This is a genomic window from Paenibacillus nanchangensis (assembly GCF_046543445.1).
In the GTDB taxonomy this organism is placed as follows: domain Bacteria; phylum Bacillota; class Bacilli; order Paenibacillales; family Paenibacillaceae; genus Paenibacillus_AQ; species Paenibacillus_AQ nanchangensis.
Genome location: NZ_JBHOFD010000023.1, coordinates 59,288 through 84,753, shown reverse-complemented (window position 1 = coordinate 84,753; position 25,466 = coordinate 59,288). Strand labels below are relative to the sequence as shown.

Annotated in this window: 20 protein-coding genes; 5 read left to right on the top strand and 15 right to left on the bottom strand. The window is 57.3% G+C overall.

Going from position 1 to position 25,466, the window contains the following annotated elements; translation table 11 throughout:
- The first annotated feature begins 292 nt into the window (after positions 1-292).
- Entirely contained in the window at positions 293-1,546 is a 1,254-nt protein-coding gene (locus ACE6ED_RS18675) for an alpha-L-fucosidase (protein WP_410828735.1), read from the top strand.
- A gap of 158 nt (positions 1,547-1,704) precedes the next feature.
- A complete protein-coding gene (locus tag ACE6ED_RS18670; RefSeq protein WP_410828734.1) occupies positions 1,705-3,204 on the top strand; it encodes an alpha/beta hydrolase family protein in 1,500 nt (499 codons plus the stop codon).
- Positions 3,205-3,371: 167 nt separating this feature from the next.
- On the opposite strand, the gene ACE6ED_RS18665 is transcribed toward ACE6ED_RS18670, so the two are convergent.
- The 4 genes from ACE6ED_RS18665 to ACE6ED_RS18650 form a co-directional block, all read right to left on the bottom strand.
- Complete coding sequence (locus ACE6ED_RS18665) at positions 3,372-4,403, bottom strand: Gfo/Idh/MocA family protein (RefSeq protein WP_410828733.1); 1,032 nt, start codon at positions 4,401-4,403, stop codon at positions 3,372-3,374.
- Between the two features lie 68 nt (positions 4,404-4,471).
- Positions 4,472-5,563, bottom strand: a complete 1,092-nt coding sequence (locus tag ACE6ED_RS18660; protein ID WP_410828732.1) for a Gfo/Idh/MocA family protein — start codon at positions 5,561-5,563, stop codon at positions 4,472-4,474.
- Between the two features lie 9 nt (positions 5,564-5,572).
- Complete coding sequence (locus tag ACE6ED_RS18655) at positions 5,573-6,337, bottom strand: sugar phosphate isomerase/epimerase family protein (RefSeq protein ID WP_410828731.1); 765 nt, start codon at positions 6,335-6,337, stop codon at positions 5,573-5,575.
- Positions 6,338-6,364: 27 nt separating this feature from the next.
- Positions 6,365-7,537, bottom strand: coding sequence for a Gfo/Idh/MocA family protein (locus ACE6ED_RS18650; protein ID WP_410828730.1), 1,173 nt, complete (start codon positions 7,535-7,537; stop codon positions 6,365-6,367).
- Between the two features lie 431 nt (positions 7,538-7,968).
- On the opposite strand from ACE6ED_RS18650, the gene ACE6ED_RS18645 reads away from it, so the two are divergent.
- Positions 7,969-8,973 carry an AraC family transcriptional regulator gene (locus ACE6ED_RS18645; RefSeq protein WP_410828729.1) on the top strand — a complete coding sequence of 335 codons (1,005 nt, stop codon included), beginning with the start codon at positions 7,969-7,971 and terminating at the stop codon, positions 8,971-8,973.
- 176 nt (positions 8,974-9,149) lie between these two features.
- Here ACE6ED_RS18645 and ACE6ED_RS18640 read toward each other — a convergent pair whose 3' ends face one another.
- The 11 genes from ACE6ED_RS18640 to ACE6ED_RS18590 all read right to left on the bottom strand — a co-directional run bounded on the left by ACE6ED_RS18640 (position 9,150) and on the right by ACE6ED_RS18590 (position 23,152).
- Positions 9,150-9,794, bottom strand: a complete 645-nt coding sequence (locus tag ACE6ED_RS18640) for a hypothetical protein (RefSeq protein WP_410828728.1) — start codon at positions 9,792-9,794, stop codon at positions 9,150-9,152.
- Between the two features lie 225 nt (positions 9,795-10,019).
- Positions 10,020-11,036 (bottom strand): GDSL-type esterase/lipase family protein, encoded by a 1,017-nt coding sequence (locus ACE6ED_RS18635; protein ID WP_410828727.1) that lies wholly within the window; start codon positions 11,034-11,036, stop codon positions 10,020-10,022.
- A complete protein-coding gene (locus ACE6ED_RS18630; protein ID WP_410828726.1) occupies positions 11,029-12,411 on the bottom strand; it encodes an FAD-dependent oxidoreductase in 1,383 nt (460 codons plus the stop codon). The genes ACE6ED_RS18635 and ACE6ED_RS18630 overlap by 8 nt, the downstream gene beginning before the upstream one ends.
- A 183-nt stretch (positions 12,412-12,594) precedes the next feature.
- Positions 12,595-13,599 (bottom strand): glycoside hydrolase family 130 protein, encoded by a 1,005-nt coding sequence (locus tag ACE6ED_RS18625; RefSeq protein WP_410828725.1) that lies wholly within the window; start codon positions 13,597-13,599, stop codon positions 12,595-12,597.
- A 69-nt stretch (positions 13,600-13,668) separates the two neighbouring features.
- Positions 13,669-14,571, bottom strand: a complete 903-nt coding sequence (locus ACE6ED_RS18620) for a carbohydrate ABC transporter permease (RefSeq protein ID WP_410828724.1) — start codon at positions 14,569-14,571, stop codon at positions 13,669-13,671.
- 15 nt (positions 14,572-14,586) lie between these two features.
- On the bottom strand, positions 14,587-15,483 hold the full coding sequence (locus ACE6ED_RS18615; protein WP_410828723.1) for a carbohydrate ABC transporter permease: 897 nt from the start codon (positions 15,481-15,483) through the stop codon (positions 14,587-14,589).
- 70 nt (positions 15,484-15,553) lie between these two features.
- Positions 15,554-17,005 (bottom strand): ABC transporter substrate-binding protein, encoded by a 1,452-nt coding sequence (locus tag ACE6ED_RS18610; RefSeq protein WP_410828722.1) that lies wholly within the window; start codon positions 17,003-17,005, stop codon positions 15,554-15,556.
- 104 nt (positions 17,006-17,109) lie between these two features.
- Complete coding sequence (locus ACE6ED_RS18605; RefSeq protein ID WP_410828721.1) at positions 17,110-18,732, bottom strand: response regulator; 1,623 nt, start codon at positions 18,730-18,732, stop codon at positions 17,110-17,112.
- Positions 18,722-20,605 carry a cache domain-containing sensor histidine kinase gene (locus ACE6ED_RS18600; protein WP_410828720.1) on the bottom strand — a complete coding sequence of 628 codons (1,884 nt, stop codon included), beginning with the start codon at positions 20,603-20,605 and terminating at the stop codon, positions 18,722-18,724. Before ACE6ED_RS18600 ends, ACE6ED_RS18605 begins: the two co-directional genes overlap by 11 nt.
- A gap of 627 nt (positions 20,606-21,232) precedes the next feature.
- The gene (locus ACE6ED_RS18595) at positions 21,233-21,934 is read right to left on the bottom strand and encodes an SGNH/GDSL hydrolase family protein (RefSeq protein WP_410828719.1); all 702 of its coding nucleotides are present in this window, start codon (positions 21,932-21,934) and stop codon (positions 21,233-21,235) included.
- A 351-nt stretch (positions 21,935-22,285) separates the two neighbouring features.
- Positions 22,286-23,152, bottom strand: a complete 867-nt coding sequence (locus ACE6ED_RS18590) for a LysR family transcriptional regulator (RefSeq protein ID WP_410828718.1) — start codon at positions 23,150-23,152, stop codon at positions 22,286-22,288.
- A 116-nt stretch (positions 23,153-23,268) separates the two neighbouring features.
- On the opposite strand from ACE6ED_RS18590, the gene dapA reads away from it, so the two are divergent.
- Both dapA and ACE6ED_RS18580 read left to right on the top strand, forming a co-directional pair.
- Entirely contained in the window at positions 23,269-24,174 is a 906-nt protein-coding gene (gene dapA, locus ACE6ED_RS18585; protein WP_410828717.1) for a 4-hydroxy-tetrahydrodipicolinate synthase, read from the top strand.
- Positions 24,175-24,696: 522 nt separating this feature from the next.
- Positions 24,697-25,257 (top strand): GrpB family protein, encoded by a 561-nt coding sequence (locus tag ACE6ED_RS18580; RefSeq protein WP_410828716.1) that lies wholly within the window; start codon positions 24,697-24,699, stop codon positions 25,255-25,257.
- Positions 25,258-25,466 lie beyond the last annotated feature (209 nt).

The following is a 25,466-nucleotide window of genomic DNA, read 5'->3' as shown; positions in this document are numbered from 1 at the left end:
CGGCTACAAAAGGCGGGAATCTGGGATGAAATCTGCAGCATGAATGCTTTTTTAATAAAATGAAAAATTATCGGCGTTTGGCAACCCCTATGACAAGACAGCGATCTTGTTCATGGCTTTTTTGACGTTGATTTCGATGAGTCTATGGCTGAAGTAAGTTGCGTACAGACTCTAGTTCCGCCAGGTATAAAATGAGCGGAATCTAATGCAAGAATACAGGCTCTACTGCAAAGCCTCCCGCTCCTTCCAATGCTACAATAAGAAGCAGGATCCGCATAGAAGGAGGATGGCAATGAATCAAAATATTCCGCGTCCCGCCCCGCATGTGGCGGCATTTGAACGGCTTGGTTTCGGTATGTTTGTACACTGGGGACTCTACTCCATCTTAGGCCAAGGCGAGTGGGCCATGCCTATGCAGAACATTCCGAAGACGGAATACGCCAAGCTGAAGGACCGGTTCACCGCAGCGGAATTTGATGCAAGAGCGCTTGCCGCTTTAGCCAAGCGGGCCGGCATGAAATATATTGTGCTGACGACACGGCACCATGACGGATTTTCGCTGTACGACACCTGCGGACTAAATGAGTATGACGCGCCCCACAGTCCCGCCGGGCGGGATTTGGTGGCGGAGTTTGTGGAAGGCTGCCGCGCGGAGGACATCGTCCCTTTTTTCTATCACACGACACTGGACTGGTACCGGGACGACTATGAAACGGATTTCCCCGCTTATCTGCGTTATCTGCGCAGCTCCGTGGAGCTGCTCTGCACCCGTTACGGCCCGATCGGCGGACTGTGGTTCGACGGCAACTGGAACAAACCGGATGCCGACTGGGAGGAAGACGCCCTGTACGGCATGATCCGCTCCCGTCAGCCGCACGCCATCATTGTGAACAATACCGGCCTTGAGGCAAGAGGGGAACTGGGCCATCCCGAGATCGACAGCGTCACCTTCGAGCAGGGCCGCCCGGAGGCGATGGACCGCCGCGGCCACCGCAAATACGTCGCAGCCGAAATGTGCCAGACTATAAACGGCCATTGGGGCATCGGCCGTTCCGATTTCCGCTGCAAATCCCCGGGCGAGCTGATCGAGTTCCTCTGCTCCTGCCGCAAAGTCGGCGCCAACTATCTGCTGAACATCGGTCCGCAAGCGGAAGGCGGCGTAGACAAGCTGCAGGCCGCAACGCTGGGGACGCTTGGTGACTGGGTCCGGCTGCACAGCGAAGCGCTGTACGATACTACGCCGGCGGGTATTCGCGGAGCGGGCCAGGATTTTGCGCTGCGAGGCCCGGACGGCCGGCTCTATTTCTTCATCCATGATTTATCCATCGGCGGCTCGTCCCATGTGACGGTCGGCACAGCGGGTGCTGGCCCCCGTCCGTTCACCGGGGTTCAGGAACCCGTCCGCTCGCTTCATTGGCTGGACAACGGGGAACCCTTGACGTTCAGCCAAAACCGGGCTGCGGACCTGTTCACTTTCCAGGCCACTCCGTACCCTTACGGCACCGATCTGGTCGTCCGGATTGCGGTTGCTGAGACGGGAGACTAAACTACAGTCCAATTTTTAAACAATTTTTAAAACAAACCCTCCGCTTGTTTTAACCTTGGCCCATTACGATGAGAGCAGTTAACGATATCAGGCTCCTGCAGCATTTGGGAGCGGCTTTCATCGGTTAATGCAAAAGACTCAAGAAGGAAGTGAAGGGTTTGCGGATATTGGAAGGGGTATTGATCATCTCGGCAGCGGCTGCGATGGTGTTGCTGCTGCTGCGGAAAGAAAACACCCGGACGCTCAGCGCCGCCGCCGGGTGGAACTGCGGTTTTTGGCTTGCCGCGCAGCTGTGGTTCGAGGGGTACCGCTGGCAGATGGTTCCCGTTTATCTTTTGGCGGGTTTGCTTGCTGTAATGGCGTTGGCCGGCCGGGGCAGGCTCAGAAAATCTATGCGGTACACCCTGCCGCCGCTGTTCCTGCTTTTAGCCGGAGGTTCGGCCGCCTTGTGCGTCCTGCTGCCGGTGTTTGATCTGCCGGAACCTGCAGGCAAGCTGGCGGTGGGAACGGAGGTACTGCACTGGGTTGATGCCGGCCGGGAGGAAACGTTTACGGAACAGCCCGGCGACAAACGCGAGCTGATGGTACAGGTATGGTATCCTGCCAAGCAGCCGGACAAAAGTTCAGCTGTAAGCACAGTGTTTCCAGCCGAAAAAGAGCAGTTCCAAGCATACCTGAAGGCCTATTCCGGCTATCTGGGCGTGCCCGCCGCCGCGCTTGACTACTGGAAATACATCCGTGGCAACGCTTATCCGGGGGCGGCGCCGCTGGCCGCGGATAGCCCGTATCCGGTTGTGCTGCTGTCGCACGGCATGGGGGTCGGCCGGATTCTGCACACATCGCAGGCCGAGCAGCTGGCCAGCCAAGGCTACGTTGTGGTTGCGGTCGACCACACCTACAGCACCGTCATGACCGCTTTTCCGGACGGAAAAATGACCGGGCTGGTGACGGAACCGTCGCAGGAGCATTTTTTTGAGGACAGCCGCAACATTGTACAGGTATGGAATCAGGATATCGCGTTTGTCATTCATCAGTTGGAGAAGCTGAATAACGGCGGCGACGCCAGCCGCTTCACCGGAATGCTGGATCTGGAGAATATCGGACTATTGGGGCATTCGTTTGGAGGAGCGGCTGCTTTTGAAGCCGTTTATGCCAATCCGAAGCTGAAAGCAGGCGTGGATATGGACGGTTCGCTGATCTGGCCGGAAGGCAGAGAAAACATGTCCAAACCGTTTTTGTTCATGGAATCCCAGGAGTTTATGGAAGTAAACAAACGGCAGGCAAAGTACCGCACCGCGCCAGTCACGGAGGAAGAGCTGGAGAAGCTGCATTATACGAGGGAACAGTTTAATAAAATCCTGCAAAACCGGGACATGGAGCTTCAGCTGATGGACCGTCTGCAGGCACAGGGCAGCGGCAAAGTGCTTTATGTTGAAGGGACCGGTCATTATAACTTTACCGATCTCCAGCTGTATTCCCCGCTGCTCGCATACACCGGGATGACGGGAAATATCAAAGGGTCCAGGGGGGCGGAGATTGTAAACCGTTATGTATTGGAGTTTTTTAATGAGCATTTGCGGGGGATCAAAAGCCAGCTGTTAACCGGGCCTGACCCGGACTACCCGGAAGTCCGCTTTCCGGAACGGCTCAACCCTTAACAAAAAACACCCTTTAGGCTGGATTGGAAGAACTTCTCCAATAACCAGCCTAAAAGGGATGTGTCAACGGAACAGCCGGGTATGCCGGATATGCGGGGGCATGCCGGATATGCCGGATATGCCGGATATGCCGGGTATGCCGCATAACGGCACCGGCAGCACCCGGGCTAGCTGTTGCCCGGAATCAGCGGCAGGCCCGCCCGTGCGCGGGATGACTCGTAGATGCCGTGAATCATTCGCATCGACTTGATCCCTTCCGCCGCGTTCAGCCAAAACGGCCGCCCTTCCCGCACATGTTCGTAAAAATCACGGATCAGCGTACCGTGGCTCACGCCCCAATACGATTTTGCGCCGGTGCTGGTGACCGCGGGACGGCTCAGCTCGGTTTCTTCCCCGTCCCGCCACAAATAAACGCAGTCCCGCCGCTGCAGCAGGGTCCCCTGTTCAAAGACCAGCTCCAGCTCCACAGGCGAGTTCGCAAGATACGCGTTGGTTCCGTAAAACAGCGCCCGCGTCCCGTCCGCAAAATCAAAACAGGCATGCGCGCTGTCCTCCACTTCGATGTACGGCTCAAGCGCATCCGTCGTAACGCTCCCGCGCACCCGGACCGGTTCGCCGCCGGCGAACCACTGCAGCAGATCCAGCGTATGAATCGTCTGGTTGATCAGCAGGCCTCCGCCTTCGGTGGCCCAGCGCCCCCTCCAGGGGCTTTTTTCGTAATAATCGCTACTCCTCGTCCAGGTTACGACGCCTTTGAGGCAGAGCAGCCTGCCCAGCCTGCCGGATTCGGCCACCTCCTTGATGACCCGGGAGCTGTTGTTATACCGGTTCTGAAAGCAGACCCCAAGCTGCGCGCGGCTGCGCCCGGCCGCTGCGTTCAGCCGCTCCGCCGCTTCCAGCGTCACTGCAAGCGGCTTCTCCATCAGGACATGCTTGCCCGCGGCAAGCAGTTCCTCCGCCATCTCCGCATGCAAATAATGCGGCGTACAGAGGTGAACCACTTCAATCTCCGGGCGTTCAAGCAGCGCCCGGTAATCTGTCAGCGCTTCGCAGCCGTAAGTCCGGGCCGCTTCTTCCGCCCGGGCCGGATCGCTGTCGACAACCGCCAGCAGCCCGGCCTGCTCCATTTCACCAAGCGCCGCGGCATGCAGCGGATAAATCGCCCCACAGCCAATAATGGCTGCGCCCGTTTTGTTCATCGCTCGCACCTTCCGTCTGGTTGTTTGACCTTGGACTACGCTTCTACAGCCGGCGGTTCCGGTCCGCTCTACCCTTTCAGCGTATCCGGCGTCAAGTTGACCGCCATGCGCTGCGCTTCAAGGCACAGCTCGGCGGCTTTGAACGCGTGCTCCTGCGTCATCGCTGCCTCCGTCCGGTTCAGACAGTCCAGAATCAGCTCCCCGAAAAAGGGGTACCCCACTTTCCCGGACACCTGCTCGTAATGCTCGCCGTTACGGTCTGCCCAAAACACATGGTCGCCCGTATTCGAACGGCCGAGATCGATATACTTACGCAGTTCAATATACCCTTCCGTGCCGAGGATAACCGTACGCCCGTCGCCCCAAGTGCCCAGTCCCTGCGGCGTGAACCAGTCGACGCGGAAATACTGCGTGGCGCCGTTGTCGCCAGCCAGTGTGGCATCGCCGTAATCCTCAAGCTCCGGGTACTGCGGATTGTTGTAGTTCCCCACTTTACTGTGCAGCACCTTGGCGTCCCGGCAGCCCGCAAAATGCAAAAACTGCTCGATCTGATGGCTGCCGATATCGCACAATATCCCGCCGTAATCCTCCCTGCGGAAAAACCAGTCCGGCCGGCTCGGCGCATTCAGCCGGTGCGGTCCGGTCCCCATAACCTGAATCACCCGGCCGATGGCGCCGCCCTTGATCAGCCGGTCCGCGTAAACCGCACTTTCGACATGAAGCCGCTCGCTGTAATAAACCATATATTTGCGGCCGGTCCGCGCTGTCTCGGCCCGTGCGGCTTCCAGCTGGTCCAGCGACGTAAACGGGGCCTTGTCGGTGAAGTAGTCCTTCCCGTGGCGCATCACGGTCAGCCCAAGGGGGCCGCGGCGCGACGGGACCGCCGCCGCGGCGACAAGCCGGACCTCCGGGTCCTCCAGCAGTTCTTCCGCCGACCGCGCGGCCTGGACCTGCGGGTATTTTTCCATAAACGACCGCACCTTGGCTTCGTCAGGATCGTACACCCACTTCAGGGTTCCTCCCGCCTCCAGCAGTCCGTTGCACATGCCGTAAATATGCCCGTGGTCCAGCGCCATCGCCGCGAACACAAACTCGCCCGGCTTCACTACAGGTTTCGCCTCATGCTTCGGCGCATAATTCATTCCATCGTTACGGTTCATAAGCTCCTCCTACACCAGCGTATTCAGATAATCCAGACTTAGACGGACGCTTTCAAACGGGCTGCGGCGGCATACATCCTGCTCAACGACATACCACTCCACGCCTGTCGCCCGGCACGCTTCAATGATGGCGGGATAATTCATATTGCCGTGTCCGACCTCGGCGAACACCTGCTGTCCGGATACGATTTCGAGGTCCTTCAGATGTACGACCTGCATCCGGCCCTTGACCTTGTGCACCCACTGGGCGGGATCGCCGCCGCCGACCTGCACCCAATACATATCAAGCTCGAAGCCAAATGTATCCGGGTCGCTTTCCTCCAGCAGGACCTGCATGCCCGTGATTCCGTCGAACCGTTCAAATTCAAACTGGTGATTGTGGTACACAAACTGCAGGCCGTATTCTTCTTTCAGCTCTTTGGCGATCGGGGACACTTCCCGGAGGAAAGACCGGTAGCCTTCCAGGCTGTCCCGGTTGCTTGCCGGCAGCGCGCCGAGTCCGATATATTTGCTGCCCCATAACTGGTGCTCGGCGGCAAGCGCCTTCAGGTCGTTTTTTAGGCGGTCATACGGCACATGCGTCACGCAAATGGTCAGCCCGTTTCGGTCGGCCAGATCCTTGACGACGGCCGGATCGATGGGTCCGATGCCCGAAATCTGGACAGCGGTGTAGCCGATCTGCTTCAACTGTTCAAATGTGGAGGCCAGATCCGCCTCCGTCCGCGCATATTCACGGAACGTATACATTTGTGCGGCGATATTCGATTTTTGCATAGCAGCCCGCTCCTTTTATTGAATTCGTTAATGAGTGCCCGAGACGTTTAATGTGGTGCCTTCCGCAGCGTTTTTCTTAAAGGTGGAATGCTCAATTTTCTCGTTCAGCTTCTCGAGGAACAGGTCGGCGTCAATCGGCAGCTCCACCCAGTCGTCGGTCCAGCTCGACAAATACATGGCGTTCGACAAGGTCAGCCCATGAATGCCATCTTCGCCCGGCGCAAGCAGCGTTTCCCCTTTTAAAATAGCGTTGGTGAAGTTCCGCAAAATGCCCTCATGCTGCTCCCCGCGCCCGCTGGCGACCGGGATTTCGCATTTCCAGCATTCCGGCTGCCCGAACCCGCCGGTGTAGACCGCATTAAATTCGGGTTCCGGCGTGCGCAGCCGCCAGAAGGTCAGCTTCTCGTCTTCGATGACAATTTTGCCGTTATCGCCGGTAATCTCAAACCGGTTGGTGCCCGGAGATTCGCCCGTGGTTGTCACGAACAGGCCGGTTGCGCCGTTCTCATATTCTACGTAAGCGGTCACGTCGTCTTCCACTTCGATATTGCGGTATTTGCCGAAGCTGCAGAACGCCCGCACCCGCTTTGGCATCATGCCGGTTGTCCACTGCCACAGGTCGAGCTGATGCGGGTCCTGGTTCAGCAGCACGCCGCCGCCTTCTCCAGCCCAAGTCGCGCGCCAGCCGCCGGAATCATAGTAGCTCTGCGAGCGGTACCAGTTCGTGATAATCCAGTTCGTCCGCCGGATCTCCCCAAGCTCTCCCGACAGAATCAGGTCACGCAGCTTCTGGTAAAGCGGATTGGTCCGCTGATTGTACATAATGCCGAAGACCAGGCCGGATTCCCGCGCTTTGGCCGCGGCGTCGTTCATCTGCTGCACCGCCTTCGTGTAGACGCCGGCAGGCTTCTCGATCAGCACGTGCAGCCCATATTGAAACGCTTCCATCGCAAGCGTCGGATGATCGTAATGAGGGGTGGCGATCAGCACGGCGTCAATTTCTCCGGATGCGAACAGGTCTTGCGCCTGCGGGTATTTTTTTACTTCAGATGGCAGATTCGCTTCCGCCCAGTCCAGCCGCTCCTGCCGGTAGTCGCACACCGCGGTCAGCTCGGCGCCCTTGACCCGCTCCAGCAGGCTGAAGGCATGGGATGTGCCCATATTGCCGATTCCGATAATTCCGTAACGCACCTTGTCCATAAGGTCGAATTCCTCCGTTTGCCGTTAAGGGATAAAATTCTTTACAGGTAGAGGATAACGCAATCGCAGGGCGGTGAACATGATGGGAATTAAGAACCTTTTGTCTAAAACTAAGATGTTTTTGATAAAAAATGAAGTATACTTAAACCAATACGGCCAGCCTCAGCTTTCTTTCCGAAAGCGGATACAAACTGCTCCCTTCCGGGAAGATTGCCATGTCCGGACACCAAGACGGGTGTGAAGTTAACCGAAAGACAACAGCATAAGGCGGAACCGCAAGGCAATAGCATGAGCCGGAACCGCAAGGCAAAAGTGCAGCCGAAATACAAGACACACTCTGCGGCTGCTAAATAGAACGGGGGAATTCTATGGACCGGCGAATCGCAAAGGACACAGATATACAGGGCATTAGCGGAATGGAGGTAAATACCATGGATATCAACGGAACGGGGATTAGCAGAACGGGAAACAGTACAACAGATAGCAGCAGAACGAGGGGCCGCACAACAGATAGCAGCAGAACGGAGATCAGCGGAACTGCCATCAATAGAGCGGAAACGGATCGAATAGTGCGGGGAAAAAGCGAAGGTTTGGCGCAGGAAACCGCGGATGGGGGACGGCCTGATTTTTCAGGCGGGCTGCTGGAGAACTTGACGGTACATGTCTCCCATGCGTTTTACCGCGCTGGATTCTATGGATGGAATGCGCCGGAGGAGACGCCGTCGTTCAACCGGCTGTATTATTTGACCGCAGGGGAGGGCATGGTGACGCTGAACGGAGTGAGATATTATCCAAAAGCGGGACAGCTCATGATTATGCCGGCCGGAACCGTGCAGACGCGCACGACCACGCGCGAAAATCCGTATTCGCGTTATTTTTGCCACTTTGACGCCCGGATCGGGGCTTGGCCGCTGTTCCATGCGGCGCCAAATCTTTATTTGTGCCCGGTGGACGAACCGGAACACATTCTTTCGCTGTTCGGGGAGGTGCTGACGCTGGCGGACCGCCCGGGTCCCTTTGCCGCAATGCGGATCAAGGCATGCCTGCTTGAACTGCTGGCCTACTGCCTGGAAAAAGGCGGCTACAGCGACTTTATGGACCATTTTATGCAAACGGATGAACGGGGCAAGCTGGCGAAGGTGCTGGAATACATCGAGCTTCATCTCAGCGAACCGCTGGAGGTGGAAATGCTGGCGGAGCTGGTCCACCTGCATCCGAACTATTTTATCCCTTATTTTAAAAAACATCTCGGCGTCACGCCCATGCATTACGTCCAGCAAAAACGGATCGAGCTGGCCAAACGGCTGCTGTCCTTTTCGGATGCAGGCATTTCCGATATCGCCGACCGGGTCGGGATGGAGCTGGCCCACTTCTCCCGGTCGTTCAAAAAAGCGGCCGGCGTCTCTCCGAGCGCCTACCGGAACAGCACGCGGTAGCTGGTAAAGCCGGGCTTCGGCCGCACGCTGGCGATTGGCTAACACTGCCTAGTCTATCGGATCAACCACCGCCTAACGCGCGTTACCTGCCGAGCCTGGGATATCCATTGATGCCCGCCGAGCGTAGGCCGCCGTAAACTGCGTTAGCGTTTAGCGTGCTATACGTCCGCCCCCGCTTATTTGAACCAGCTGCGGAACCATTCGGCCGTCGGCCGGACCAGCTGCTCCCGTGTCCAGCGCGCGGCCGGCTCCAGGCAGCGCTGCCAGACCCAGCGGGCCGGCCGCTGAATCAGGTTCACGCCGATCCAGCGCAGCGGAGCATAAATCAGCCGCAGCCACAGCCATTTCAGGCCGGCAAGCAGCCTGTCAAACGCCACAAACACCGCCTTCAGCACCGGCAGGAAAATTTCTTTGAAGAACCAGCGCAATGCGTGTTTCCACATAAAACGAAGCGGCACATAAATCACGTAATACAGCAGCTTAAATATATATTCCCCCGCATTTCGTCCCAGCGGTTCGAGTACAGCACGCCAGAGCGGCCGCAGTATCCGGTCGCGTAAGAACAGACAGAACGGAACCGTAACCCGCAGCCAGACAAAATCCAGCACCGGAACGAGAACCCGTTCCCAAATCCATTTAAAGGGAGGAAACAGCAGCCGTTTCAGCGGCCGCAGCACATAACGGTGAACAGCTTTCCCCAGCGGAACAAGCACATGATCCCATACGAGCCCCGGCAGGCGGATCAGCGTATAGACCGGAAAAACAACGATAAACCATAATCCCCTGAGCACATATTTAACCGCGTTCCCCATCGTTTCCATCCCTGTTCCCCTCCTTCCGGTATTTTAAGTAGGTACGCTCCGCAAGGGGTTTTGTTTCAATTTAAGACAATACGGCAAACCGCCCCTTGCTGCCAAGGGGCGGTAGTCGCAGTTTTTTAATTAGCGCCAAAAAGGCGAGGTACGGCCTTCAGGTTAGCGCATTAGGTTAGCGCTAAGTTAGCGCACAAAGATGTTCAGCCGAGGTCCGGCCATCACGGCGTTTGCTCAGTCCGGCAGCGGAAATTCGGCAGCCAGAGAACCCAGCACCCGCTCCCTGAACCGTGCGCCGAGCAGCTCGTAACCTGCCGCGTCCGGGTGCAGGCCGTCGGACAGCAGACCGGCATCCTTGGGGCCAAACCAGTCCAATCCGCTGCGGTAATACAGACAGCTGTCTCCCCGGCTCCGCAGCATTTCGGCTGTCACGCGTACATCTTCGCGCAATTGCTCTACTGTAACCCCAAGGGCATTTGGCGTCCGCTCCCGTTCCGCCGCGTAAATCGGCGAGATCAGGATAATCGGCGTCCCGGGCTGCCGGTCCCGGATTGTTGTGATCAGACCGATCAGCGCGGGAACAAAAGCGCGCCGGCTGAGCGCAGCCGCCCCGTAAACATTAATGCCCACGCACAAAGTAATGAGGTCCGCCGGTTGGTCCGCAATCAGCCGGGCAGCCATCGGCTCCAGCAGACAGTTGCCGGAGAAGCCGAGACAAGTCAAATGAAACCCGGAGGCCTGGGCAGCAATGGCGGGCCATGTGCGGGACGGTCCCGCAGCGGCAACGCATTGGGTGATGGAGCTGCCGTAGGCGGCCCAGCGCGGGCGCAGATCGGGACACGGAAGCGCGGGAGCCCCCTCCTCTACGTACAGACCGGTTAAGGTGAGGCCCGTATTTTGGGGCAAAAAAACTTCCATCACCTTCATTCCGGACGGCAGTCCTGCAAAATCAACCCGTTCCGCTTCTTCATGCACCTCAGCAGTGCCGGACAATACGCCGTCTACGACACAGTCGAACCGGGCCGGCTCCTGCATCGGCCCGAGCGGCATGAAAGTGAGCGCCGCCCGGACAGAATCGGTGCGCAGGCGCAGCCGGACGCCCGCCGTCATTTCGGCTTTGCCGTCAATCCCGTTTGGCGGGTACAGCTCCAGCTCCCGGTATGGAATCCGCCACGGCTTAATCCCCATCGGCGTTCTCTGCAGCGAAACCGCCCCGTGAAACAATTCAGGAGTCAGTCCAATTTCACGCACCCGAAGCACCCTCCGTCTGTGGCCCATTCCCATTCCGGTCTTCGCCGAGCCAGACATCTTGTGCCAGCAGCAGCTCCTGCAGCTCCTCCACCCGGATTCCCCGGGAATCCGCCGATTCTCGCCGCGCAAGCGCCGCCGCGGTACCCGCAGCCTGGCCCATCGCAAAGCAGTTGGGCATGACGCGAAGCGACCCCTGAACCGCCCGGTCGGAAGAAGCGGAGCGCCCCGCCACCCACAGGTTGTTGATGCCGAGCGGGAGCATCACCCGGTAAGGCACGCCGTGGGACACGCCCGGAGGAAGATGGTTAAACGTCATATCCGAACGGCTGTTAGCCAGGTGAATGTCGATGTAATACGCGTTGCGGGCAATATCATCCGGGAAGCTGCGCGCGTTCACGAAGTCATCGACAGTCAACGTATAATCACCCTGAATCCGGCGGGTTTCCCGTATGCCGAGCTGCTCGCCGCTGGCGACCATGTGGGCTTTTTCAAAGCCCGGCACGTAATTCCGGAAAAACTGCAGCTGCCGCTCCGCCGTCCGCCGCCCTTCAATGGCGCCGCGCGTCAAATCCTCCGCTTTGGTTCCGTCCACGCCAAATACATGGCCAAAATTAACGCCAACCAGATAATCGCTGACCCAGGCCAGCCCCGAAATTGATTTTCTCCCTTCAGCCAGCGCGCCTTCTTCCATCGCCTGCGCCACGGTCTGATGAAGCTGCCCGGTGTCTCCGCTCTCCTCCAAAAAAGCCTGGAACCGCCGCCGGTCCACATTGGCGAGCAAATAACACATGCTTCCCGGCTGGAGTTCGCCGCTTTCGCCGCCTTTTTGAAACGGCACGCCGGCCAGTGCGGCGATGTCGCCGTCACCGGTCGCGTCGATGACATAACGGCTGCGGATAAATGAACGGCCGCTTTTGTTCACCACCACAGCGCCTTCAATCGTTTTTCCGTCCTCCGAACGCACAATATCGTATACAAAGGTATGGTACAGCAGCGACGCCCCGCTCTCCAGCACCGCATCGTCGTATACGCGCTTCAGCACCTCCGGGTCGATTGGCACCCAGTCCAGCGTGCCGCCGTACTCCTCCCGGAACGCCTCACCGCATGCGTCTTTCATCCGTTCCATCAGCTTCAGACCCAGTCCGCGGATGATCGGCTTCCGTTTGTCGGTGAACGGGCAAAAAGCAGGCACAAGCGCCACCGTCCCCATTCCGCCCAAAAATCCGCGCTGCTCGATCAGCAGTGTTTCAGCGCCGCCCTGTGCGGCGGAAATGGCCGCAGCGATACCCGACGCTCCTCCGCCGACTACCAGCACGTCAACCTCCCGGGTTACGGGGATATCCGCCGCGGGCAATGTAATTTGATTGTAGGACATAGATGTGCCCCTCCTTTTTAACCTATATAGACCTTTATATGCTGTGCCTCGGTGTCCTTGGTGCCTTGGTGTCTTGGTTCCGTTACTTCCGTGGCTTCCATGGCTCCGTGGTTCGGTGATTCCGCAGCTCCTTGTTTCCGAGCTTCGTGGTTAGCCGCCCTTACTGTTCTGCAGTTTTGCGGATTAGCGGTTCAAACACAGCCGGATCAAATCGTCCACATGGGCGGTGGCCAGACACTCCACGGTGTCGGCGGCGCCGTAATAAATTTTGACCTCCCCGCTATCCTCCAAAATCATCCCGCCCGGAAAAATCACATCATTACGGAAGCCGCCCGACGTCTCATATTCTGCTTCAGGAGCCAGCAGCGGTCCGTTATACCGGCCGATGATCTTGGACGGATCGTTCAGATCCAGCAGCATGATGCCGGCTGAATATCTTTTTTTCCAGGAAGGCTCCCAACCGTTTTTGCCCCGCGACGGGTCGAGATCAACCGCGTGGAAGGTGGTCAGCCAGCCGTGAGGCGTCTTGACCGGCGGTGCGCCCGGGCCCACTTTGTCGTTAGCGAACGCCACATCCTCAACGCTCAGCAGCAGCTTGGAGTTGCCCCAGTAACGCAGATCCGGCGAGTCGCTCATCCACATGTCGAACCGGTCGGTCCCGCCCCTGCTGTAGACCGGAAACGGGCGTTCCAGCCGGACGTACCGGCCGCCGATCCGTTCGGGGAACAGCACTATATTGCGGTTGTCGGGAACGGACAGGCTCAGCACCTCAAACTTCTCAAAATCGTCGGTTACAGCGATGCCTCCGCGCAGGCCGTGCTTCGTATCCACCGCAAAACATAAATAGCAGCGTCCGCCAATTACAGTTAAACGGGGATCATATACCCGGATGACTTCTTCATCGTGCCAGGACCAGCACGGCGCGGGCCGCACGTCCCAGCGCAGACCGTCATCGCTGAACGCGAGACCCAGATTGGTGGTATGAAAAGGAGCGACGGTTCCGCTCGCTTCGTCCCCATAGTCGTTGCGGAATACCATCACGTATTTGCCCTGGAATTTGGCAACACCCGCATTAAACACCATAGCCGGGCCGTAAGGAACGTCCGCGGGCGTAAGAATCGGATTGCCGGAATAACGTGTAATCAGCGGGCTGGAAGTCAGAGGCCCGATTATAGGTTGGTTGGTCATGCTTTTTCTGCTCCTTTTTCCGGACGGCGGATGTCCGCCTGATTTTTGCCGAAATCAATCAGCAAGGGATTACCCTTTGACCGATCCGGCGGTTACCTGGATAAACGTCTTGTTGGCGAAAATATAGACAATCAGCATCGGCAGAATGGACAGGCAGGCGCCGGCCATCATCAGATGGATCTGCATCGCAGCCGAAGAACCGTAACGCAGGTTCGCAAGCCCCACGGTGAGCGTCTGCAGGCTGGGATTGGTCATGGTAAAAACCAACGGCAAAATATATTCGTTCCAGGCATGCCGGAAGGCGAACAACCCCGCAACGCCCAGTCCCGGTGTCAGGAGCGGCAAAATAATCCGGAAAAACGTCCGGGTAAAGCCCGATCCGTCCACCATCGCGGCTTCGTCCAATTCCCGCGGAATCGCCTTAAAGAATCCCTGCAAAATAAAGAACGTGCTGGAATGCGCGCTGATCAAAATCAGAATGACGCCCCACAGCGTTGTATTCAAATGCAGCGCAACCATCAGGTCAAACTGCGGTCTCAGCACAATCGCGCCGACCGAGATAAACATCGTGGACGCCTGCACGCCGACATACAGCGATTTTCCGGGGAAATCCCGGCGGTCCACCACATACGCCGCCATGGCTGCAACCAGCAGCGTGCCTGCCGTCGCCATCGTGCTGACAAAAACACTGTTCCACGTATACCGGGCAAAATTAGCCTGACGCCATGCTTCCAGGTAGTTGCCGAATTGCAATTTTTGCGGGAACAGACTGCCTCCGCTCATCATTTCCGCCCCGGTCTTTAGCGATCCGGAGACGGTCATCACCAGCGGAAACAGCGTCAGGAGGGCGGTCAGCAGCAGAAATCCCCACATCACCGTTCTCGCCAGAATCTGTGCTGTCCGGCCTGCCGGTGCGGTCCGGGACGGACGCCCGCGCTCGGCCGGCTGCCGTGTTAATGCCTGTTGGCTCATCTCTTCGCTCCTCCCCTAAAATACCTTGTTCATTTTGCGGCTGAAGAAATAATACAGTCCCGTAATCGCTCCGACGATCAGCGCCGTCGCAAATCCTACCGCGCTGCCGTAGCCGAACTGCTGGGCCACCGGCGAACCCGTGGATACCGGGAACAGCAGCTTGTACAGATAGAGATACATGACTTCGGTTTTGCCGATTGGACCGCCTTCGGTGATCACCATAATGCTTTCATAGCCCTTCAGCGAAGCGATAATCGCCAGCATGATGACCATCTGCGCCACAGGGGCCAGCATCGGCAGCGTAATGTGGCGGAACCGCTTGACGCTGTTCGCCCCGTCGATTGCGGCGCTTTCGTACAAATCTTTGGGAATGCTCTGCAGCCCCGCCAGGAACAGCAGCATATAATTGCCGACAGCGCCCCAGGCCGCAACGATAATAACGGTCAGCATCGCGTGTTTCGGCCCCAGCCAGTCAATCGGCTGGCTGATCAGATGCAGCTTCAGGAGCAGCTGGTTAACCATCCCGTTATAGGAATTAAAGATGTTATAAAAAACAACGGATATAACGGCGGTACTGATGACCGTAGGCATAAAATAGATGCCCCGCAGCAGATTTGAGCCGCGCAGCTTACCGTTCAGAATGACAGCCAGCAGCAGCGACAACGGCAGGGTAATCAGCAGTTTCCCGCCCGCAAAAATAAACGTATTGGCGACCGACTCCCAAAACAAGGCGTCCCCGAGCAGCCGCCGGAAATTGTCCAGCCCGACAAACAGCGCGTCGCCGTACCCGACATAGTCATAGAACATGTATCTCAGCATCCACACCAGCGGATAAATGCCGAGAACCAGCGTCAGAATGACGCTCGGCAGGAGGAAAAGGGAATTTTCCCGCAGCCTTCTGAAGTTAAGCATGTGTAAACCTCCTGTCTCCCCTGTAAAAAGGGCTTTGCCGGGCCAGCCGCCAAAGCCCTTCCTTCTCTATTTATTTGCCTTGCGGGTGCAGCGGATCAAAGGCCGGATCCGGAGTTACGGTCACATCGCCTTTATCGGCCGCTTTTTTCAGCGCGTCGTTGTAGCGGGCGTTCAGTGTTTCCGTAATTTTTTTGGCGTCGCCGCCCTGCAGCATGTACTTGAAGAACTCATCCGCGTAAGTTGCGCCTTCCGGCGTCACGTTCGGGGAGGCTGGCCACAGCGAATCGTGTTCGCCGACGAGGAAACCCTCCATGCCCGGAATTTCCGGATTTTTGGCCTTCTCCACAATGCTCGGCACTACAGCAATCCCGAAGCCCTGCTCATGGTAGGCGGTCAGCACATCATCGCCATACATGTACTGCATGAACTTCCATGCCGCTTCTTTATTTGCCGACTTTTCGCTGATGCCAAGCCATGTGCCTGCCGATACGATTTCCGAGGTTCCCTTCATTTGTCCGTCAATCGTAGGCGCCAACGCTCCGCCCCAGTTGATGCTCGTTGGGAACTGGTCCTTGTATACGCCCGGTTCCGTAGAGAAGGAGAGGTACATACCGATTTTGCCTGCGGCGAATTGGGCGCGCAGCGGGTCGATATCCAGCGTCTCAGCGCCCGGCAAAATGCTGCCGTCTTCATACATCTGCTTGAAGTATTCAATCACCTGGGCGTAAGGCGCAAAATCGAATTGGCCCGTCTTCGGATCAAAACCAAGGCCCTGATGACCGCTCAAGGACAAAATCTCCCGGACAGACCGGTCGAACGCCTGCTTGGGGCTTTTGAAGTTAAGCGCAAATCCGTAAATTCCTTCGCTTTTGCCGGCTTCGGTAATTTTGCGGGCGTCCTCCACCATCTCCTGCAGCGAAACCGGCGGATTCTGAATACCGGCCTTAGCAAACAAATCCTTGTTGTAGACCAGACGCAGCGTCAGGCCCGTGTTTGGCAGCGAATACAGCTTGCCGTCGAACCGGTTGACGTTATCCAGCAGCACAGCCGAAAACTTGGTTTTCATGTCTTCAGTCAGGTACTCGTCAATTGGAGCGAGATAACCTTTTTTGACGAATTCCGAGGTGTTGGCGCTTTTCAGACGCAGCACGTCCGGTGCCTGATTGCTGGAAAATGCGATATCCACGCTCTGTGTGTAGTTTTCGGACATAACGGTCAGTTCAACCGTGATGTTCTCTCCATTGGTCTCGTTAAACTGGTTGATCCGCTCTTTGATGTACTCTTGGTCGTGGCGGTCGTCCGTCCAGTATTTCAGAGTGACGGGCTTGCCGGACGAAGTGCCGTCCGCCTGCTGTGCCGGAGCCGCTGTGGAGGCGACTGTACCGCCTTTTGCCGTATCGCCGCCGCCGTTTGCTCCGCTGCTGCTGCCATTGCTCTTGCTGTTGCCGTTGCCGCCGCCGCAGCCGGCCAGACCTAACGCCAGCACGATGCTGAGGCTGAAACCGATCCATTTTGTTCGCATACGCTGATACCCCTTTTTTTCTTATTGGCTTAAGCACAATTTGATTATAATCAGGCGGAAATAAAAAAGGAGTGAGGCAATCTCACTCTCGAGGGGAGGCGATTCTATTGGATATCGGGATGATATCCCGCCCTGAATTCGGACGGAGTCTGTCCCGTGATTTTTTTGAACATGTCGCTGAAATAACGCCGTTCTTCGTATCCCACACAGGCCGCAACTTCCTGTACGGGCACGCCTTCGACCAGCAGCTGCTTGGCTTTCTGGATGCGTTCGCCGGTCAAATACTGCGTGGCGGTCATACCGGTGATTTTTTTGAACAGGCTGGAAAAATAACTGACGCTCAAATGAACATGCGCCGCGATATCCGCCACGGTCAGTTCACGCTCCAGGCGGCCTTTGATATAATCCATCGCCTCGTACACAATCCGCTGTCCCTCCGACTGCGAATTGCTCCGGACGAGCCCGGCTCCATCCTGGCACAGGATGCGCAGCTGGTACTCCAGCGCGGAAAGCGGCACGCCGGGGACTCCCCGGGTGCTGTGAAACCGCTGGACCAGCGGCTGGATGTCCGCATACGGCACCAGCTCGTACAAGATCCGGATTGCCGACGCCGCCAGCTCGTCGTACAGGCTCAGCAGGTAGTCCGGGTGACTGTTTTGGGCCTCCTTGTGCAGCGATGCCGTAATCTCGTCCAGCAGCCCGGCCGCGCGTGCGGCATTGCCGGAGCGCAGCGCCAGCAGCAGCTCATCCTTGTGCTCCAGCGCAAGCGGCATCTGCGTGCCGGCCTGGGGCAGGTCGGGATACAAAATCGCCGCATTGCCTTCCGTATATAGATGGTATGCAAGGGCATGCAGCGCCTGCCGGTAGGAATCGGGCAGCTCGCTTGTTTCCTCCACCCGTCCGCCAACTCCGATTGAGACGGTGTATTTGGAATAGGTTTCGATATTCCGGCAGCAGCTTTCCGCAAGACTGGTGGTATCCACATCCGAAGGGTCGTTCATGACGACCAGGAACCGGCGGTGGCGGGCCCGCATCACGATGCAGGGCGCATGAGCGGACACCGTCTCTTCGATAATATTTTGCAGCGAGAAACGGACCAGCTCGATTTCCTGCACCGGCAGGCTGGTTAATTGCTCTTGATACCGGTCGATGTCGATCAGCATAACTGTAAATCCCCGGGGCTTCAGCCCGATATTTAAAAAACTCCACCGTCCCGCCGCCTTCTCCCACGGTGTCCGGTGGCTGACCAGCATCGCCACGTATTCCTGCCGCAGCAGCGGCAGACTTTCGCGCAGCCTGGACTCCATCGTCTGCCTGTTCATGCGCTCCTTACGCTCCGCCAGCACCTCGTCTTTTGCCCGAAGGACGGCCTGCCGGATGTCCGCCGCGGTAAACGGCTTAACGACAAAATCAAACGCCCCCAGCTGTACGGCCTTCTGCGCATATTCAAAATCGGCGTACCCGCTGATCAGCACTACTTTGCAGCCGGGCGTCCGTTCCATAATTCCGCTGAGCATCGTCAGCCCGTCCATCCGGGGCATGCGGATATCCGTAATGACAATATCCGGCTTCCGTTCCGCAGCCAGCTGCAGCCCGTCTTCGCCGTTGGCCGCCGCACCCGCGACCTCGATGCCGTGTTCGGCCCAGTTCATGGCGGCCAGGCCGTCCACCACGCTTTTGATATCGTCGATAATGCACAGTTTTACCGGTTGGTCCTTATACATCATGCAGTTCTCCTCTCCATGGCAGCCGGATGCGGACTTCAGTGCCGGAGGCCGGCGGACTTTCGATCGTCAGCTCCGCTTCGTCGCCGTAATACAGCTTCAGCCGGCTGAGCAAGTTGGTCAGGGCATAACCATGCTCCTCCGACTCGTCGGGCTGTGCGTCCGGCTCTATGCCGCGCCCGTTATCCTTAACGGTAATTGTCCAAAATACGCCTGCCTCCTCTGAAGCGGACCGCCCAACTGCTTCTCCCCGGCCGGCGTTTTCCCAGCCAGCATCGTCCCTGCCTGACGCTCCGGATTTCCTGCCGGCTGCTTCAGCCTCCACATCGATCACAATGAACCCGCCGCTTTCGCGGTCGCGGAAGCCGTGCAAGATACAGTTTTCAACCAAAGGCTGCAGCAAAATCCGGGGAACGGGCAGCTGCAGCAATTCCGGTTCGCCAATCCGAATGCGGTAGTCGAACAGGCCTTCGTAACACGATTTTTGCAGCTCCAGGTACTGTCGCACATGCTCCAGCTCTTTGGCGAGTGTCGTGATTTCGTTGCCTTTGTTGAGTCCAAGCTGAAACAGGCGCGACAGGGAGACAACCATCGTCTGCGACGGCTCGACCTGATTCAGGCTAAGCTTCCAGTAAATCGTGTTCAGAGTATTGTACAAAAAATGCGGGTCCATCTGGGCGGATAGCGCCTTGATCTCCGCGGAACGCTTGCGGGTCTCGGCCTGCTTCACTTCCTGGATCAGAATCACGATTTGATCCAGCATCCGGTTGAACCGGTAGCCCGCCTGGGCCAGCTCGTCGCTTCCGCCCCCCTCGTACCGCGCCGTCAAATCATTGGTTTCGACCCGTTTCATCACCCGCTGCAGCGCCTGCAGCGGCCTCAGCAAATACCGGGTGAATGCGCCGGATACCAGCACCGTCACCAAAAAAGCGCCAGCGGCGATCATGAGGATCATCCACTGGACAAAAGTCATGTCCTTCAGGACATGCGCTTTTGACTGAAGCGTAACAAGCGTCCATTCCGGAATGGGCAGCCGGGCATAATTCAGCAGGTAGTCCTGTTTTTCCAGTTCAAGAGGGGTGTTGCCGGCCGATTCCGCGGAAATAATCTCCGTCAGCCTGCCGCTTTCCAGCGCCAGCTTGGCGAGCCCGGTGCGCACGGGGTAAACCGGCGCCCCTTCGTTATTCATAATCAGGCTGACTGCCCCGCCGTCCGCATCGCCGCCGACAAGCATGCGCAGCCCCTCCTCACGGATGTTGACGACAATGTAAACGTCGTTTACCGGCGTATCGAAGATTGGCTTCATAATCAGCGACACCACCCGGCTGCCGCCCGAAAACAGCGGATCGGGATGGCCCTCCACCCAGATATTGCGTTTTTCCTCATGGATCCGTTCATACAGGAAGGTCTGATAAAAATCAGTTTGATGGTTACGGTTCAGCGACAGCGGATAAAAATCCCCGATTGGCGTTGTAATAAAAATCGACTGGATCAGCGGCTCCGCCATCCGCGCCTGTGAGAAAACGTTATCAAGATCGTTTAAATGAGTGTAGTACCGGGCGGCTTCGCCCGCGGACGCATCCTTCAGCATGTCGTGAAACGGCTGGCTGATCATAAACGTCATCATAATCAGCATCAGTTTGTTCAGCTTCTCGTCTACAATCTGCGCCGACTTCGCCACCGATTCCTGCGTCAGCTTTAAGGCGTTTTTCTCCATTACCTTCGCGGAGATTGTATAAGACAGCCCGCCCGTCAGCGCGATCGCCAGCAAAATCAGAACGAGAAACGCCGTCTGCAGCTTATTGCGGAACGAGGTCTGCCAGTAACGGGGCAGCGCCTTCCGCGCGGCTGTGTCCCCTGCGTTTTTAGTCTTCATTTTGTTCCCCCGTGGATGTGGCTGGTCTTCTTCCCCGATTATGTCACGCTCCCGGCCGCCCGGCAATCAAGCGTTACCAATCCAGGCGGTTTACCGTATGCCGGCAGGTGATTTACCGCATGCCGGCAGTGAACTGAAACACGCAGACTCTTGCCGGCTGGCGAACTGCCGAGGCCGCGGGCGTTTTTTTGCCGGCTGGCTAACCGCCGCCTGCTGAGAGACGAACTGCCGGAGCATTGGCAGACTATTGCATGCCGCAAGGTGAACTGCCGGAGCATTGGCAGACTATCGCATGCCGCAAGGTGAACTGCCGGGGCATTGGCAGAATATCGCTGCCTTATTCGAACCGCCGCCTGCTGACTTTGCGGCTATCGCAGCTCGAATACTGCCCGGTCGCCGGACCGCCCATTTGCACGCACCAAAAACCCCTTGTCATTTGAGACAAGGGGCATACAGGATTATGAATGATGCGTACTCGTACCCATCGCTATCTGCGAATCGTAGACAGCTTGACCGGTCGACTCCCTGACATGATTCGATCCGCAGCAAAAATCCGGCCTCCAAGGTGAGGGTATGTCTGCTGCTGAGGGTTCAGCGCTGCAGGTTTAGCGGGGAGTATCCCGCACTTTACCGGTTCGCCCCAGCAGCAGCCGAAGCGGCAGAAGCGTCCGCACGCAGCTCGTCCAGCAGGCCGGCGCTTTCCACCGTCCGCAGCCACTGCCGGGCGATCAGCCGGTGTCCCGCCGTGGTCGGATGCACGCCGTCCCAGACCCAGTACGCGGCATCCGCACGCAGCTCCGCCTGTTCGAACGTCTCCTGCAGCGGCACAAATAACGCGCCATATTTATCGGCCAGTGTCCGGACAACGGCGCGGTAATGATCGATCCGCGCTTTCCACTGCTCCCACTGCCCGGCCGGTATGCCGGTGTTCAGAATAAACGGCTCGCACAATACGATCCGCGTCTCGGGCAGCACCTCGGCTGTTTCTTCCAGCAGATGGCGGTACGCCCGTTCGAAACGGTCGGTCACGCCGCTTGGATCGCCGTTCATCGCCCGTCCCGCGTCATTGACGCCGACCAGGATGCTCAGCAGGTCCGGGTGCAAACTGAGGGCGTCCTCGTTCCAGCGGGCATACAAATCGGATGCCCGGTCGCCGCTTACCCCCCGGTTGATAAAAACCGGCCGGGCCTCAGCCAGCTCCTCGCCAAGTTCAGCCGCCACAAGATAGGCATACCCGTGTCCCAGAATATGATTCGGGTCATCGGTGCGCCCCCGCCCTCCGTCGGTGATGGAATCGCCCTGGAATAATACAACCTTTGGTTTTGTCATGTGCCCTCTTCCCTTCTACTTTGACTTTACCTGTATCCGCCGGATGGTCCGGGCTGCTTTCAACTTCTTTATTATAGCGTTTTCATCATTTCCCGGGAATCCAATTTTAAAAGCTGCCACCGCCTTTCTTCCCTGATTAACCCGTCCCGCATTATGTGCAAAAACACCCCCAATTACAGCGTTTAGCCGTACTTAGGGGCATTACAAAATGTGCTGTCAAATTCAATACGATGTAGCCCAAGCGCTCTGCCCCTCGTCACTTTTACCTGTGCACACGCTTCCTCTTCTCATGTGCTCCCTTGCTCCCCTGCCCACATACTCCCTTTCTTACATGCTCCCCCGTCCGCCTAATCACCGGAGCGCCTCCATAAAATCGCGCAGCGACTGGGAAATCCACTTTTTCGGGTGGACAAGCATATGCAGCGCCAGGCGAATGTCAGGATGGGAAAAAGGCAGCGCCGCCAGCTCCCCGCGCCGGATTTCTTCTTCCACCGCCATCTGCGGCAGGAGCGCAATGCCGAAGCCGCCCATGACACAGCGCTTGATTGCCTCCGGATTGCCGAGCTCCAGCGCGATCCGGTACGGCACGGCCTGCCCTTTCAGCACCGTCTCCAGCATAATGCGGTAGTTGCAGCTGTCTTCGGTCATAATCCATTCTTCTCCGTGCAGCTGTTCCAGCGTGATCCGGTCCGTACCGGCCAGCGGATGCCGGGGGCTGGAGATCAGCACCAGCGGCTCCTCGCGGATCTCAATCCAGTTCAGCGCGGGATCGGACGGCTTGCTCTCCAGCATCAGTCCGATGTCAAGCGCGCCTTCTTTTACCTGTTCGATAATGTCTGACTCCCGCTCGGGCTGCAGCCGGATACGCAGAGACGGGTATTTGCGGCTGATTGGCTGGATGAGCTGAGGGAGATAATAGGAAGCAAGCGAATCGATGGTTCCAATCGTCAGCGTTCCGCCGCCCTGGCGGTGCAGCATTTCCTTCGACTGCTGGTATAGATCCAGCATTTGCGCAGCTACCTTTTGAAGCTCCTCGCCGGCTGAAGTCAGCCGGAGTCCTTTGCCGTGGCGTTCGAACAGCTTTACGCCGTAATCCTGTTCCAGCTTCTGAACCTGGGTCGTGACGCTGGATTGGGCGTAGCCCAGTTCAGCTGCCGCTTTGGTGAAGCTGCGGTGGTACGCTACTTCGCGAAACGTATGAAAATAGGTTAAATCCATTGGATTCACCATCCTGGATATCGATATTTTTGATAATACTTATCGTTTATTATAGATAACACCGATGGCAAAAACTATGGTAAAGTAAACCCAATTCGATACAGGGGGAACTAACGATGCTGACCGAAGCTGAGGTAAAAGGAATTTATATTCCGGTGGTAACGCCTTTTAAGGCTGATGAGGAGCTCGATCGGGAATCCTACGTGCAGTATCTGGAGCACTTGCTGGCCCAGCCGATCCAGGGTCTCGTGGTGAACGGCACCACGGGAGAAGCGCCCACCGTTGTTTGGGATGAAGTAGAGGAGCTTGTCCGCTTGACCCAGGATACGATGAACCGTCTAAACCGCCGGCTGCCGCTGGTCGTCGGGACGGGAACAAATAGTACCGCTTCAACTATCAGACAGACGGAATGGGCCGGACAGCTTGGAGCTGACGCCGTGCTGATTACCGCGCCTTATTATAACCGCCCTTCCGCTGAAGGGGTAATCGGGCATTACCGCAGAGCCGCCGAGGTTGGCGTTCCTGTAATCGCCTACGAAAATCCGGGCCGCACAGGCAACCGTCTGGCCGTCGATACAGTCCGCTCGGTGCTGGAATTGGATGGCGTCATCGGGTTAAAAGACAGCTCGGGCGGCATTGGCCTTATCGCGGAGCTGGCGCGTACAGGCTCAAAGCCGGTGCTGTGCGGCGATGACGCTTTGTTTTACGCGATGCTGTGCCACGGTGCGACAGGCGGCATTCTCGCCACAGCCAATGTGCGCACCGCAAGCTTCGCCGAGGTCAGCGAACTCGGCACTTCCGGCGACCTTGCCGGCGCAAGACGGGCGTTTGAACCGCTTGTGCCGATGATCCGTAAGCTGATGCAGGAATCAAATCCGGCCCCGCTCAAGTGGGTGCTTGCGGAGCAAGGGCATATGGCCTCCGACACCCTTCGTGCGCCGATGACTACCATCAGCGAAGGGCTGAAGCGCGAGCTGCGCGACATGGCCGAAATCGGCTGGAAAGAGATTGAACTGATTTAAACGGCCAGGACCCTTGTGGTCTTCGCCCTCCGGACAAGAGAAGACCCGTACACAAGCAGACAAGTAACCAAACAGACAAGTACACAAGCGCAGCAAGGGGTAGCCCCATGGGTCAGTACAATGGCCCGGGGCCGCCCCTTTTTTTAAACCCGCTCCTCTTAGCGGAAGCCATCTAGGCCTAACCCTCGCTCGACCAGCGTAACGGTTTTGTATGAAAAATCGTATAAAGCAGCGCCTGATTACGACGGGCCGAGCAATTTTGTATGATAAATCGTATAAAACAGTGGCAGCACACGGTCAGTGGGGTATTTTTATATGAAAAATCATATAAATCAGCGGCAGCAACCAGTTTTTCGCACCCATTTATGTGAAATTTCACACAAGCAAAACCAGCTGAGGGCAGCCTTTGTTACGGCGAGTTTATACGTTCGCATCGACCCATATATTGACAAAATAAGGTTTGGATGTTATTTTTGCATAATGCCCGCCGGGTGATGCTTCGAAAAGGACGGAGGATAACAAATGACCAATCCGAACCGCTACAGCATTCATATTGAACCTTATAATCCTGAATGGGCCCGGGAGTTCGACAGGGAAAGCAGCAGGCTGCTGGGTCTGCTCGCGCCGAATATTGTCCAAATAGAGCACGGGGGCAGTACTGCGGTTCCCGGGCTTGCGGCCAAGCCAGTGATTGATCTGTTTGCAGCTGCCGCCCAGCTGCTGTCCGAAAGCGAATATACGTATAAGCTGGACGGCACAGGGTACCGTTATGTCGAAACCGGGATGACCGGACGGCTGCTGTTTGTTAAAGAAACAGGAGAAAGCCGGACGCATCATTTGCATCTCCTGCCGGCGGAAGGTTTTTCCTCGCGGAATGAGCTGCTGTTCCGGGATTATTTGCGCAAGCACTCCGAATGGGTAGAAGCCTACGCGTTGCTGAAACGCGATCTGGCGGAACGGTACCCGGAGGACCCCGGCATGTACACCCGGGCCAAAACCGGGCTGATCCAGCAGGTAATCGACCTTGCCCGGGCAGAGCTCGGCCTGCCGCTTTTGGATGTATGGACGGAACAGCCGAAGTAAGGAGGCCCCTTCCCCGATTCGTATAAAAAAGGGCAGCAGGCTCCACTTGAATGCAACCGTTTTCAATTCACGTGCCCGACGCTCCATGGCCCAAGTGCCGGATGTCCCTGGCTCACATGCCGGGTGCTCCTTGACGCGCCGATCCACGGCCTATGTGCCGGACGCTCTTAGCTCACACGCCAGGCGTCCCTTAGCCCGCATGACGGACA

Bases quoted from the DNA above. Each gene is read 5' to 3' on its own strand.
- ACE6ED_RS18675 (WP_410828735.1), top strand. From the start codon at position 293: ATGAATCAAAATATTCCGCGTCCCGCCCCGCATGTGGCGGCATTTGAA.
- ACE6ED_RS18665 (WP_410828733.1), bottom strand. From the start codon at position 4,403: ATGAACAAAACGGGCGCAGCCATTATTGGCTGTGGGGCGATTTATCCG.
- ACE6ED_RS18660 (WP_410828732.1), bottom strand. From the start codon at position 5,563: ATGAACCGTAACGATGGAATGAATTATGCGCCGAAGCATGAGGCGAAA.
- ACE6ED_RS18655 (WP_410828731.1), bottom strand. From the start codon at position 6,337: ATGCAAAAATCGAATATCGCCGCACAAATGTATACGTTCCGTGAATAT.
- ACE6ED_RS18650 (WP_410828730.1), bottom strand. From the start codon at position 7,537: ATGGACAAGGTGCGTTACGGAATTATCGGAATCGGCAATATGGGCACA.
- ACE6ED_RS18645 (WP_410828729.1), top strand. From the start codon at position 7,969: ATGGATATCAACGGAACGGGGATTAGCAGAACGGGAAACAGTACAACA.
- ACE6ED_RS18640 (WP_410828728.1), bottom strand. From the start codon at position 9,794: ATGGAAACGATGGGGAACGCGGTTAAATATGTGCTCAGGGGATTATGG.
- ACE6ED_RS18630 (WP_410828726.1), bottom strand. From the start codon at position 12,411: ATGTCCTACAATCAAATTACATTGCCCGCGGCGGATATCCCCGTAACC.
- ACE6ED_RS18625 (WP_410828725.1), bottom strand. From the start codon at position 13,599: ATGACCAACCAACCTATAATCGGGCCTCTGACTTCCAGCCCGCTGATT.
- ACE6ED_RS18620 (WP_410828724.1), bottom strand. From the start codon at position 14,571: ATGAGCCAACAGGCATTAACACGGCAGCCGGCCGAGCGCGGGCGTCCG.
- ACE6ED_RS18615 (WP_410828723.1), bottom strand. From the start codon at position 15,483: ATGCTTAACTTCAGAAGGCTGCGGGAAAATTCCCTTTTCCTCCTGCCG.
- ACE6ED_RS18610 (WP_410828722.1), bottom strand. From the start codon at position 17,005: ATGCGAACAAAATGGATCGGTTTCAGCCTCAGCATCGTGCTGGCGTTA.
- ACE6ED_RS18605 (WP_410828721.1), bottom strand. From the start codon at position 18,732: ATGATGTATAAGGACCAACCGGTAAAACTGTGCATTATCGACGATATC.
- ACE6ED_RS18600 (WP_410828720.1), bottom strand. From the start codon at position 20,605: ATGAAGACTAAAAACGCAGGGGACACAGCCGCGCGGAAGGCGCTGCCC.
- ACE6ED_RS18595 (WP_410828719.1), bottom strand. From the start codon at position 21,934: ATGACAAAACCAAAGGTTGTATTATTCCAGGGCGATTCCATCACCGAC.
- ACE6ED_RS18590 (WP_410828718.1), bottom strand. From the start codon at position 23,152: ATGGATTTAACCTATTTTCATACGTTTCGCGAAGTAGCGTACCACCGC.
- dapA (WP_410828717.1), top strand. From the start codon at position 23,269: ATGCTGACCGAAGCTGAGGTAAAAGGAATTTATATTCCGGTGGTAACG.
- ACE6ED_RS18580 (WP_410828716.1), top strand. From the start codon at position 24,697: ATGACCAATCCGAACCGCTACAGCATTCATATTGAACCTTATAATCCT.